10 protein-coding genes and 1 pseudogene are annotated in these 11,365 nt (G+C 67.1%); 5 read left to right on the top strand and 6 right to left on the bottom strand.

Going from position 1 to position 11,365, the window contains the following annotated elements; genetic code table 11:
* Together FHG66_RS03065 and FHG66_RS03060 are read right to left on the bottom strand one after the other, a co-directional pair.
* Positions 1 to 239, bottom strand: a pseudogene (locus tag FHG66_RS03065) (hypothetical protein); the annotation flags it as partial.
* A gap of 47 nt (positions 240 to 286) precedes the next feature.
* The gene (locus FHG66_RS03060) at positions 287 to 1,402 is read right to left on the bottom strand and encodes a zinc-binding metallopeptidase family protein (RefSeq protein ID WP_139075207.1); all 1,116 of its coding nucleotides are present in this window, start codon (positions 1,400 to 1,402) and stop codon (positions 287 to 289) included.
* Positions 1,403 to 1,932: 530 nt separating this feature from the next.
* On the opposite strand from FHG66_RS03060, the gene urtA reads away from it, so the two are divergent.
* The 5 genes from urtA to urtE all read left to right on the top strand — a co-directional run bounded on the left by urtA (position 1,933) and on the right by urtE (position 7,929).
* Complete coding sequence (gene urtA, locus FHG66_RS03055; RefSeq protein WP_139075206.1) at positions 1,933 to 3,216, top strand: urea ABC transporter substrate-binding protein; 1,284 nt, start codon at positions 1,933 to 1,935, stop codon at positions 3,214 to 3,216.
* An 83-nt stretch (positions 3,217 to 3,299) separates the two neighbouring features.
* Positions 3,300 to 5,243 (top strand): urea ABC transporter permease subunit UrtB, encoded by a 1,944-nt coding sequence (urtB, locus tag FHG66_RS03050; RefSeq protein ID WP_139075205.1) that lies wholly within the window; start codon positions 3,300 to 3,302, stop codon positions 5,241 to 5,243.
* A gap of 4 nt (positions 5,244 to 5,247) precedes the next feature.
* On the top strand, positions 5,248 to 6,495 hold the full coding sequence (locus FHG66_RS03045) for an ABC transporter permease subunit (protein WP_176556105.1): 1,248 nt from the start codon (positions 5,248 to 5,250) through the stop codon (positions 6,493 to 6,495).
* Positions 6,492 to 7,232: an urea ABC transporter ATP-binding protein UrtD gene (gene urtD, locus FHG66_RS03040; RefSeq protein WP_139075204.1), complete on the top strand. Its 741-nt coding sequence runs from the start codon at positions 6,492 to 6,494 to the stop codon at positions 7,230 to 7,232. Before FHG66_RS03045 ends, urtD begins: the two co-directional genes overlap by 4 nt.
* Position 7,233: 1 nt before the next feature.
* Positions 7,234 to 7,929, top strand: coding sequence for an urea ABC transporter ATP-binding subunit UrtE (gene urtE / locus FHG66_RS03035; RefSeq protein ID WP_139075203.1), 696 nt, complete (start codon positions 7,234 to 7,236; stop codon positions 7,927 to 7,929).
* Between the two features lie 495 nt (positions 7,930 to 8,424).
* Here urtE and arsH read toward each other — a convergent pair whose 3' ends face one another.
* From arsH to FHG66_RS03015, 4 genes are all read right to left on the bottom strand, one after another.
* On the bottom strand, positions 8,425 to 9,174 hold the full coding sequence (arsH, locus tag FHG66_RS03030; RefSeq protein ID WP_139075202.1) for an arsenical resistance protein ArsH: 750 nt from the start codon (positions 9,172 to 9,174) through the stop codon (positions 8,425 to 8,427).
* Positions 9,134 to 9,553 (bottom strand): arsenate reductase (glutaredoxin), encoded by a 420-nt coding sequence (arsC, locus tag FHG66_RS03025; protein ID WP_139075201.1) that lies wholly within the window; start codon positions 9,551 to 9,553, stop codon positions 9,134 to 9,136. Before arsC ends, arsH begins: the two co-directional genes overlap by 41 nt.
* Entirely contained in the window at positions 9,550 to 10,608 is a 1,059-nt protein-coding gene (gene arsB / locus FHG66_RS03020) for an ACR3 family arsenite efflux transporter (RefSeq protein WP_139075200.1), read from the bottom strand. The genes arsC and arsB overlap by 4 nt, the downstream gene beginning before the upstream one ends.
* A gap of 163 nt (positions 10,609 to 10,771) precedes the next feature.
* A complete protein-coding gene (locus FHG66_RS03015; RefSeq protein ID WP_139075199.1) occupies positions 10,772 to 11,104 on the bottom strand; it encodes an ArsR/SmtB family transcription factor in 333 nt (110 codons plus the stop codon).
* Positions 11,105 to 11,365: the final 261 nt, after the last annotated feature.

Genomic DNA, 11,365 nt, shown 5'->3' with positions numbered 1-11,365 from the left:
ATCAGATCGTAGGGCCAGTGCCGGTCGATGGAGCCGCCATCCTCGCCATAAACGCGAAAGCTGATCCCCATAAGACGGATCAGCGACTCGGCGGAGGCGATGCGGACGCCAAGCGCTTCTTCGTCCAGCGAGGCCAGGTAGGCGCAGAGCGCCTCGGCGCCGGGACGGGGTCGGCCAGGAGCCTGGATCAGCTCGTCGTGGAGGCCATGGACCGCGTAATCGTCCCAGCAGATCGCCATGTTTCCCCCGGCCCCTGTGTCCTCTCCCTCAAGGGTCGCACGCGGCGTCAGGCCGGAGCAAGGCGACGCTCGGCGCTTTCCGCTGCGTTCGTCGTCTGAATGCCTGTTTCCTGGGCGGATCGGATCAGGTCGTGCACGAAACCGAGCTTGGTGATCACGGAAGGTGACAGGACGAAGGGGTAAAGATCGGGCAGCCCCATGCTGCGGTTGAGCGAGTTCACTGCAAGGGTGAGGGGCATCCAGGCCTCGATCAGGGCCCCCACGCCGCCGGCGGTGTAGGAATCGAAATCGATGCGGGTGGAGAGATCGGAGGCCTGCGCGACTTCGGGCCGGAGCCGGAGGCCATAGGCCCCAGCGGTGCCCAGGGTATCCACGATGTGGAGATAGTGGGCCCAGGTCTCCGCGAAATCCTCCCAAGGGTGCGAGGATGCGTAGGCCGAGATGAACCGGTCGGCCCAGTCGGACGGTGGACCGTTCCGGTAATGGCGTTGAAGAGCCTCGGCGTAGTCGTCCCGCTCGTCGCCGAAGGTCCGGCGGAAGCGGGCGAGCATGGTCTCGTCGTCGCGGACGAGGCGATCCCAGTAGTAATGCCCGACCTCGTGCCGGAAATGGCCCAGAAGGGTGCGGTAAACCTCGCCCATGCCTTCGCGGCGACTTTCGCGTTCGGCGTCGTCGGCTTCGGCGATGTTGATGGTGATAAGACCCGACGCATGGCCCGTCAGGATCCGGGGGGCGTCGGGGTCCTCGGGGTCGGCCACCATGTCGAAGGCCAGCCCCTCGGGACTGTCGGCACGGGTGGCGAGCGGCAGACCGAACTGCAGAAGCGAGTAGAACAGCCGGTGCTTGGCATCCTCGACACGGCGCCATCGCGCCAGATTCGATGTCGACGACAGGTTGGGAATTGTCCGGTTGTGACGGCACGCCTCGCAATAGGCCGGGCCGCCCGCGGGGACGAGCCAGTTGCAGGCATCCTCCTCCACGTTACGGCAGAACCGGTAGGCGGTGTCCGGCCTGTCGAGAGGGCGCCAGACGTCGCCGTCCGGGCGCAACGCCGCCAGGGTCTGCCGCGCCGCGATGTAGCCCAGGCGATGGCCGCAGCGTTCGCAGGAGCGGTTCTCGAAATGGAGTGTCTGCCCGCAATTCTGGCATTCGAAGAGTTGCATGAGGGATCCTAGAGGTTCCGTTTCGCGGCTCCTGGAGCGACCGCTCCAGCGCGCAGTGGCGGCTCAATTGCATCAGATGGCAATGGTTCCCCTGCGCGGGCTGCCCTTTTGTCCTGTCGCCTCCGCATTCCGTCTGGACCGTCGTGCGATCCCTGACAGGCATGGCATTGGCGAGCCATGTGTTCCCTAAGGCAGCACGGAAGCCGGGAAATGGCAGGACCCGATGCCATGGTTGCCGGAAATTTAGGCAGAGTCCCTGCCGCTGCCTACATCGTGATCAATCATCGTGCTCGGGCCTGATGCAGGAGGTCCGTTGGATTGCCCTGGGCCGGCGGCGTGCCTGATCGTGCCCCTACGCCCGGCGTGACCGGGTCAGGACAGTACGTCGCGCGGGGCCAGTCGGCCGGACCAGAACCCCCGCGCGCTGGCAGCAAGAACGGCTGCGGCCCAAGGATAGCCTGGGGTCCGGTGCGCGCAAGCGTGCCGGCCCGGTTGCCCGGCCGTGCGCCATGGACAGGGAACCGGGACCAATGACCAAGACCAGCCTCTCCATTGCGGCGCTCCTCGCCGCCCTCGGCGCGACAGGGGCGGCCGCGCAGGATGCCTGCCCCATCAAGGTCGGGGTGCTCCATTCGCTTTCGGGAACCATGGCGATCTCGGAAACGACGCTGAAGGACACGATGCTGATGCTCATCGAGCAGCAGAACGCCAAGGGCGGGCTCCTGGGCTGCCAGATCGAGCCCGTCGTCGTGGACCCCGCCTCGGACTGGCCGCTCTTTGCCGAAAAGGCGCGCGAGCTTCTGACCGTGAACGAGGTGGACGTGATCTTCGGGGCCTGGACCTCGGTGTCGCGGAAGTCCGTCCTGCCCGTGCTCGAGGAACTGAACGGCCTGATGTTCTACCCCGTCCAGTACGAAGGCGAGGAGTCATCCAAGAACGTCTTCTACACCGGAGCCGCGCCCAACCAGCAGGCGATCCCGGCGGTGGACTATTATCTCGATGAGCTTGGCATCACGAAGTTCGCCCTGCTCGGCACCGACTATGTCTATCCGCGCACCACGAACAACATCCTGGCCGCCTACCTCGAATCCAAAGGCATCCCCGAAGAGGACATCTTCGTGAACTACACGCCCTTCGGCCAGTCCGACTGGGCGACCATCGTGTCCGACGTGAAGGCGCTGGCTGCCGACGGCGAGCCGGTGGGCGTGATCTCGACCATCAACGGCGACGCCAACATCGGCTTCTACAAGGAACTGGCCGCGCAGGGCATCTCGGCCGACGATATGCCGGTCGTCGCCTTCTCGGTGGGCGAGGAGGAGCTTTCCGGCCTCGACACCACGAACCTCGTGGGGCACCTCGCGGCCTGGAACTACTTCATGTCCGCCGACACGCCCGAGAACGCGGCCTTCATCGATGCCTGGCACGCCTATATCGGCGACGAGTCCCGCGTGACCAACGACCCGATGGAAGCCCACTACATCGGCTTCAACATGTGGGTGCAGGCGGTCGAGCAAGCCGGGACTACCGAGGTGGATGCGGTCACCGCCGCCATGATCGGCCAAGAGGTCCCGAACCTGACCGGCGGCACCGCCGTGATGCTGCCGAACCACCACCTGACCAAGCCGGTGCTGATTGGCGAGATCACGGCCGAAGGGCAGTTCGACATAATCTCGCAGACCGAGGAAGTGCCAGGCGATGCCTGGACCGACTTCCTGCCCGAGTCCGCCGTTCTGGAGGCGGATTGGCAGAAGCTCAACTGCGGGATGTTCAACACCGAGACGCAGACCTGCGTCCAACTCACCTCGAACTACTGAACGTCGAGCGCCGGGCCGACCCTCCCGGTCCGGCCGTCCGGGGAGCCCTCAACGGGGCTCCCCAACCCTTGCAGCAGCGGACCATGACAATGCGCTTCCTCCTTGCCCTGGCCTTCGTGCTCCTGGGCTCTGCCGCCATGGCCCAGTCGCTCCAGGACCTGCTCCAGGCGGACCCCGAGGCGGTGTCGAACCCGTCGCGCCGCACCGTGGGGGAGGTGCTCGACCAGTTGGTGGACTCCGGCCTGCCCGAGGTGCCGCAGTTCCTTGAACGGTGGCAGGGCAAGGAGGTTTGGCAGCGCGCCTCGGACGGGTTGTTCTTCTATGCCGAGGAGGACGGCGAGGGGCACGTCCTTTACGACATCACCTCGGGCGAGGAGGTGGGCCGGGCGGGGCCGCGCGACATCAAGGCGATCAAGCCCAATGCCGGGGTGCGCGGCGTCATCGGCTCGGCCCTGATCGAATTCCAGCTCACCGACCCCGACCCCGTTCGGCGCCAGGCCGCCTTGGCGGCCATCGCCGACGACCCCGCGCCGGAACACCTCGAACCGCTGCGCGCGTCCATCGCGGCCGAGGAGGAACCCTCGATCCGCGTCCGCAAGGAGCGGCTTGAGCGGCTTCTGTCCGCGAGCTTCGAAGACGACCGCGAAGCGCGCATCGCGGCCATCGGCGATCTCGGCTCGGACATCACCGTCGAGGCGCGGGCGGTGCTGAACCGCATGCTGGCGAGCGAGCCGCAGGTCGCTGCGTCCGTTCCGGCGGATGCCAACCTGGCCCATGCGATGACGCCCGGCAGTGCGGAACTGCCCCGCGAGGCGGCCTATGCCATGCTCGTGGATGCGGGCCTTGCGGCGCCGCTGGTCACGGACAACGAGGTGCGCGACGCGCTCGTGGCCGCAATCCAGGACGGCAAGGTCGGGGACATGGCGGTCGCGATGCTTGGCACCGACGAGGCACGCCATGTGGCCTATGACGCGCTGGCCCTCCGCGACGGCCTGCCGCCCCGCGTGACCGAGGCCGAGATGGAGGCGGCTCTCGACTCCCACGCGTTCTGGCAAGGCTACGTCGAGCCGGATCAGGGCATCACGCAGGCCGCCGAGCGGGCGCTCGCCTCGGCCGAGACGCGGGTGGGTGTCTACAAGACAGCGGACGTGGCGCTCGACGCGGTGTCGCTGGCCTCGATCTACTTCCTCGCGGCCATCGGGCTGGCCATCACCTTCGGTGTCATGGGCGTCATCAACATGGCGCATGGCGAGTTCATCATGATGGGCGCCTATACGGGCTACGTCGTGCAGACGCTGGTGCCCGACTACACGCTGTCGCTCATCCTCGCGCTGCCCTTGGCGTTCATCGTGACCTTCGCAGCGGGCGTGGTCATGGAAAGGCTGGTGATCCGCCATCTGGCGCACCGGCCGCTGGAGACCCTGCTCGCCACCTTCGGCATCTCCATCGCGCTCCAACAGATCGCCAAGAACATCTTCGGGACGCAAGCCCGGCCTCTGACCTCGCCTGCCTGGCTCGATGGGGCCTGGGTCGTGAACGACGTGCTGGGCATCGCCTATATCCGCATCGCGATCTTCGTCCTGGCGCTCCTGTTCCTGGGGCTGCTGCTGTTCATCCTCAAGCGGACGCGGCTGGGGCTCGAGGTGCGGGCCGTCACGCAGAACCCCGGCATGGCGGCCTCCATGGGCATCGATCCCGACCGCATCGCCATGATGACCTTTGGCCTGGGCTCGGGCATCGCCGGGATCGCGGGCGTGGCCATCGGGCTTTACGCCAAGGTCACGAGCGAGATGGGCTCCGACTATATCGTCCAAAGCTTCATGACCGTGGTCGTGGGCGGCGTGGGCAATGTCTGGGGCACGCTGGCGGGGGCCAGCCTCATCGGCATCCTCCAGAAGGGCATCGAGTGGTTCAACCCGTCGAACACCTTGGCCGCGCAAACCTACATGATCCTGTTCATCATCGCCTTCATCCAGTTCCGGCCCCGCGGCATCGTCGCGATGAAGGGCCGCGCGGCGGGAGCATAAGACCATGACCGCCACACCCATTGCCCTGCGGCCCCGCTTCACCCTTGCCGGCAACCCGTCCGTCCTTTGGGCGCTCCTTGTCCTGGCGATCTTCACACTTGGCGTGACGGTCCTGGCCGAAGGCGTGGGGGCCGGGGTGATCTCGACCTCCTTCGTCAAGACGCTGGGCAAGACGCTCTGCCTCTGCCTCGCGGCGGTCGCCATGGACGTGGTCTGGGGTTACTGCGGGATCCTGTCGCTCGGCCACATGGCCTTTTTCGGGATCGGCGGCTACGCCATCGGCCAGTGGCTGATGACGGCGCGAACCACCGACATCGTGGCCCAGAACCTGGCGGGGCAGCCCCTGCCGCCCACCCCGCGCGAGCTGGAGCAGGCCGTCGCCAGCCAGATCTTCGGCGTCGTGGGGGCCGAGGACTTTCCCTGGATATGGGCCTTCTCGGACAGCCTCGCACTGCAGCTCCTCATGGTGGTGCTGGTGCCGGGATTGCTCGCGGGGCTGTTCGGCTGGCTCGCCTTCCGGTCGCGGGTGACCGGGGTCTACCTGTCGATCCTGACCCAGGGGATGACCCTAGCCCTGTCGCTTTGGCTGTTTCAGAACGACTCGGGCCTCAGGGGGAACAACGGCCTGTCCGGCCTCCAGAACATTCCGGGCCTCGACCAGTGGGGTCAGGATGCGATCTCCATCGGGTTCTTCTGGGCGTCGGCTCTGGCGCTGGCGCTCGGCTACCTGCTGTTTGCCTGGCTGACATCGGGGCGGCGCGGCGCGGTGATCCGCGCCATCCGCGACGACGAGGCGCGCGTGCGCTTCCTTGGCTACGGGGTCGAAGGGACCAAGCTTTTGGTCTTTACGCTGACCGCCGTCGTGGCCGCCATCGCGGGCGCGCTCTACTATCCGCAGGCGGGCATCATCAACCCGGGCGAGGTCGCGCCGCTCGCCTCCATCTACCTCGCCGTCTGGGTCGCCATCGGCGGGCGTGGGCGGCTTTATGGCGCAGCGCTGGGCGCGGCACTGGTGTCCCTCATGTCATCGTGGTTCACGGGGGGCGGCGCGCCGGACATTCCGTTGGGCGTCTACACGATCCGCTGGACCGACTGGTGGACGGTTCTGCTGGGCCTGACCTTCGTGGCGGTGACGCTGCTCGCCCCCAAGGGCCTAGGCGGCCTGTTCGACCTCGTGCCCCGTCGGGCCAACCGGCAAGGCGACTGGGGTCCAGATGACGGCGCCTGGCGCAGCGAGGAGGGGCAGCCATGAGCACGCTTCTCGAGGTCGACTCCATCTCCGTGTCCTTTGACGGGTTCCGGGCCATCAACAACCTGTCGCTCACCGTTCCGGACACCGGCCTGCGGGCAATCATCGGGCCGAACGGCGCGGGCAAGACCACCTTCATGGATGTCGTCACCGGCAAGACCAGGCCCGACAGCGGCCGCGTCCTGTGGGGCGATGGCGCCATGAACCTCGTGGGGCTGAGCGAGTCCCGCATCGCCCGCCTGGGCCTGGGCCGGAAGTTCCAGCGCCCCACCGTCTTCGAAGCGCAGTCCGTGGCCGAGAACCTCGACATGGCGCTCAGGAACCCGCGCAACCCGTTCCGCGTGCTGTTCGCGAAGCGCACCCCCGAGGACCGCACCCGCGTCGAGGCCATCGCCGAGGAGATCGGCCTCGTGTCCCATCTCGGCCGCCGCGCGGGCGAGCTGAGCCACGGCCAGAAGCAGTGGCTCGAGATCGGGATGCTCCTGGCCCAGGACCCGCGCCTGCTGCTGGTGGACGAGCCCGCGGCCGGCATGACAGTGGGCGAGCGCGAGCACACCACCGATCTCCTCGGGCGGGCCGCCAAGACCCGCGCGGTCGTGGTGGTGGAGCATGACATGGAGTTCGTCCGCCGGCTCGATTGCCGCGTGACGGTGCTCCACGAAGGACGGGTCCTGGCCGAGGGGTCGCTTGATCACGTGACCTCGGACCAGGATGTCATCGACGTGTATCTGGGACGCTGACATGCTCGAAGTGCAGGACCTCACCCTCCGATACGGCCAGAGCCGCATCCTCCATGGCATCGACCTCGTGGCCCTTCCGGGCGAGGTGACGGCCGTGATGGGGATGAATGGTGTGGGCAAGACCAGCCTGCTCAAGGCCATCGCCGGGCGGCACCCGTTCGAGGCCGGGGCCATCCGGCTCGATGGCCGAGACCTGGGCCGTCCCAGCGCCGCTCAGGCCGCGCGCGCCGGGATCGCCTATGTTCCCCAAGGGCGCGAGATCTTTCCACTGCTGACCGTGCAGGAGAACCTGGAGGCGGGCTTTGCCTGCCTGCCGCGCAGCCGCCGCGAGGTGCCGCCCGAGCTTTACGACCTGTTCCCCATCCTGGAAACCATGCGGCACCGTCGGGGGGGCGACCTGTCCGGCGGGCAGCAGCAGCAGCTGGCGATCGCGCGCGCGCTGGTGACCCGCCCGCGCGTGCTCCTGCTCGACGAGCCGACCGAAGGCATCCAGCCCAGCATCATCAAGGACATCGGCCGCGTGATCGAAAGGTTGTGCGACAGGGGCGACATCGCCATCGTCCTCGTGGAGCAGTTCTTCGACTTCGCCTATGGGCTTGCCGACCGGTTCGTCGCGCTTGATCGCGGCGCCGTGAAGCTGTCGGCCCGCAAGCCCGAGGTCGTGCGGGAGAGCCTCTTGGCGGCGGTGTCGATCTGATCCTTGTAAGAGGGTGGTATGGTTCCGGCGCCGATGCCCTTTCAGGCCGGGGGCAGCCGGCTTGGCCTCGCTCGGGCTTGTGGTCCATGACGATCAGCCGGCCGGCTTCGATCGGCTCCCTTCTCCCAAAGCGACAGACGGACCCGGCAGGCCCTGGCTCGCCAGCGCCAGGGATGACCGGCTGCGTGGGACGGCGGTTTCCGCGCGCTTGCTCGGCACACTAGAATTGAGGCAGAGATCAGTCCCCTGGCGCATCCGCGTCCTGATCCGGACCGGGTCGCCCATGACGGCGATCCCCTTGCAACCGGGCCAACTCGCTGCTCCAGATCCCGATGGCGGCAGGAGGATCAGGAGGACAGCGGGAGAGGCGCACCCGTATCGCGCAAACATTCTGGCGCAGAACGGCCCCATGTCGTTTGGTGACGGGATGGTTTGGGTAGCGCGGTCGCGGAGGCGGATCACGTCCCGGTCTGAACAGGCCGGCCGGTGACGCGTCTAGAGGCTTTTCAGGCCGACGCGCGCCTCAAGCTTGGCTGCGTCCTCTTTCCGTTCGCTGTAGCGGTCGGTCAGGTGGTCCGCGACGCCGCGGGTCAGCAGCGTGAACTTCAGCAACTCCTCCATGACGTCCACCACGCGGTCATAGAAGGGCGACGGCTTCATGCGGCCGTCCTCCTCGAACTCCTGCCAGGCTTTCGCGACCGAGGACTGGTTCGGGATGGTAATCATCCGCATCCAGCGGCCCAGGATGCGCATCTGGTTCACGGCGTTGAAGCTCTGCGACCCGCCCGAGACCTGCATGACCGCCAGCGTGCGCCCCTGAGTGGGCCGGATGGCACCGCCGGGGAGCGGGATCCAGTCGATCTGCGCCTTCAGGACCGCGCTCATGGCGCCGTGCCGCTCGGGGCTGGTCCAGACCTGACCCTCGGACCAGAGCATCGCCTCGCGCAGCTCCTGGACCTTGGGGTGCGTGGCCTCCGCATCGTCGGGCAGGGGAAGGCCGTTCGCGTGATAGACCCGCGTCTCGGCCCCCATGGCATCCAGAAGCCGCTGCGCTTCGAAGGTCAGGAGGCGGCTGTAAGAGCGCTCCCGCAGGGAGCCATAAAGAAGCAGGATGCGAGGCCGATGGGTCGGAGCCGGAGCCGAAAGCCGCGCCTGATCCGGCACGTCGAAGACGGCAGAAATGACATTCGGGAGATCGGACCGGTCAACCAAGGCGTGGCTCGCCCGGTTGGACCACCTCGCCATCCTCCTTGCGGAACGCGCCGATGTCGGGGTTGGGCAGGATCTCCAGCACGATCTCGGACGGACGGGCCAAACGCACGCCCTTGGGGGTCTCCACGAAGGGCCGGTTGATCAGGATCGGATGCGCCAGCATGGCGGCGAGAAGCTGGTCGTCGTTGAGGCTCGGGTCATCCAGGCCCAACTCGGCATAGGGCGTGCCCTTTTGCCGGATGGCCTCGCGCACCGTCAGGCCGGCGGCCGCGATCAGCGCCTGAAGGCGCTCCCGGCTCAGCGGGTCGGTCAGATACTCGATCACGACCGGCTCCTCTCCGCTGGCGCGGATCATGGCCAGCGTGTTGCGCGAGGTGCCGCAGGCGGGGTTGTGATAGATGGTGACGGTCATGCCTTGGCCTCCGTGGTCATGCGGGCCACGCGGGCGCCGCGGTCATACCAGCCCTTCGAGCGGTTCACGATCCGGACCACCGACAGCATCACCGGCACCTCGATCAGCACTCCCACGACTGTGGCCAAGGCCGCGCCCGAGGTCAGGCCGAAGAGGCTGATCGCCGCGGCGACCGCGAGCTCGAAGAAGTTCGACGCCCCGATCAGGGCCGAGGGACCCGCCACGCAGTGCCGCTCGCCCGCCCAGCGGTTGAGGAGATAGGCCAGACCGGAGTTCAGATAGACCTGGATCAGGATCGGCACCGCAAGAAGCAGGATCACGAGGGGTTGCGCCAGGATCTGCTCGCCCTGGAAGCCGAACAGGAGGACCAGCGTAGCGAGGAGCGCCACGAGCGAAAGCGGCTGGACACGGTGCAGGAGCCTTTCGAGGGCGACCTGGCCTCCCGAGGCCAGGAGCCTGCGCCTCAGGATCTGCGACCCGATCACCGGGACGACGATGTACAGCACCACCGACAGCACCAGCGTGGCCCAAGGCACGGTGATGGCCGAAAGACCGAGCAGGAGGCCCACGATGGGCGCGAAGGCCACGATCATGATGGCGTCGTTGAGCGCGACCTGGGAAAGCGTGAAGTGCGGCTCGCCCCGCGTCAGGTTCGACCAGACGAACACCATGGCCGTGCAGGGTGCGGCGGCCAGGATGATGAGCCCGGCGATGTAGCTGTCGATCTGGTCCGCGGGCAGCCAGGGGCGGAACAGCCAGCCGACGAAAAGCCAGCCCAAAAGCGCCATGGAGAAGGGCTTGACCGCCCAGTTCACGAACAGGGTCACGCCGATCCCCCGCCAATGGCGGCTCACCTGACCCAGTGCGGCAAAGTCGATGCGCAGGAGCATCGGAACGATCATCAGCCAGACAAGGACGGCGACCGGCATATTGACCCGGGCCACCTCCATCGCGCCGATCGCGGCAAAGACATCGGGCATGAGGTAGCCGAGACCGATCCCGGCCACGATGCACAAGGCGACCCAGAGGGTCAGATAGCGTTCGAAGGGGGACATGAAGCCTCAAGGGAGCGAAGAACTGCGGCGGGCAACTGGAATTTGGTCGGCTTGGGCACGGTGCGGGCGCTTTCGGCCCCGCCACCCCGACCGGGGTGCGACGATCCTGCTGCTTCGGGGAGTCGGGAAGCCTCAGGATGCCCCCGAGTCACGGAAGATGTCCTCAGCAGCATGGTGCCAGTTCGGCGAGCAGCGGCGCGCAAAGGTCGGCCCGGCCGCCGCAGCAGTCCTTGAGCAGGAACAGGGTCACCGCGCGGATCTGGTCAAGTTGCGCACGATAGATGACGGAGCGGCCCTCGCGCCGCCCTTCCACCAGAGCGGCATGCGTCAGGATCGTCAGATGCGCGGACAGGGTGTTGGCTGGTACGTCGAGGATACGCGCGATCTCTCCGGCAGGAAGCCCCTCCGGCTCGTGGCGCACGAGCAGCCGAAAGCAGTCCAGCCGCGTGGGTTGGGCAAGGGCGGACAGGGCAGCGATGGCTGATTGAGATTCCATGGTTCTAGAAAACTGGAATTGATCGTGCTGGTCAAGTCGAGGTGGCGGGACAACCGGCGAAAGGTTCACCTGCCAGACGGTCTGGGCTCGACCGGGCAAACTGACCTTGATCCGGCCTTTCGCTTTTCGGACCGCTACGAGGCTGGCGCGCATGGGCAGGTCGCCCGAATGGGGTTGATGTCGTTGTGAGGCGCGCCCTTGCCCGCCCTTTGATCCCCCAACAGCCTACTGCGCCTGGGTCTCGTGACAGGTGCGGCTGAC

Source organism: Rubellimicrobium rubrum, assembly GCF_006152115.1.
Lineage (GTDB): Bacteria > Pseudomonadota > Alphaproteobacteria > Rhodobacterales > Rhodobacteraceae > Rubellimicrobium > Rubellimicrobium rubrum.
Note: the sequence above shows the minus strand (reverse complement) of the source record. Positions and strands in the feature narration are given on the sequence as shown.

Bases quoted from the DNA above. Each gene is read 5' to 3' on its own strand.
- urtB (WP_139075205.1), top strand. From the start codon at position 3,300: ATGACAATGCGCTTCCTCCTTGCCCTGGCCTTCGTGCTCCTGGGCTCT.
- urtA (WP_139075206.1), top strand. From the start codon at position 1,933: ATGACCAAGACCAGCCTCTCCATTGCGGCGCTCCTCGCCGCCCTCGGC.
- FHG66_RS03015 (WP_139075199.1), bottom strand. From the start codon at position 11,104: ATGGAATCTCAATCAGCCATCGCTGCCCTGTCCGCCCTTGCCCAACCC.
- urtD (WP_139075204.1), top strand. From the start codon at position 6,492: ATGAGCACGCTTCTCGAGGTCGACTCCATCTCCGTGTCCTTTGACGGG.
- urtE (WP_139075203.1), top strand. From the start codon at position 7,234: ATGCTCGAAGTGCAGGACCTCACCCTCCGATACGGCCAGAGCCGCATC.
- FHG66_RS03045 (WP_176556105.1), top strand. From the start codon at position 5,248: ATGACCGCCACACCCATTGCCCTGCGGCCCCGCTTCACCCTTGCCGGC.
- arsH (WP_139075202.1), bottom strand. From the start codon at position 9,174: ATGGCGAGGTGGTCCAACCGGGCGAGCCACGCCTTGGTTGACCGGTCC.
- arsC (WP_139075201.1), bottom strand. From the start codon at position 9,553: ATGACCGTCACCATCTATCACAACCCCGCCTGCGGCACCTCGCGCAAC.
- FHG66_RS03060 (WP_139075207.1), bottom strand. From the start codon at position 1,402: ATGCAACTCTTCGAATGCCAGAATTGCGGGCAGACACTCCATTTCGAG.
- arsB (WP_139075200.1), bottom strand. From the start codon at position 10,608: ATGTCCCCCTTCGAACGCTATCTGACCCTCTGGGTCGCCTTGTGCATC.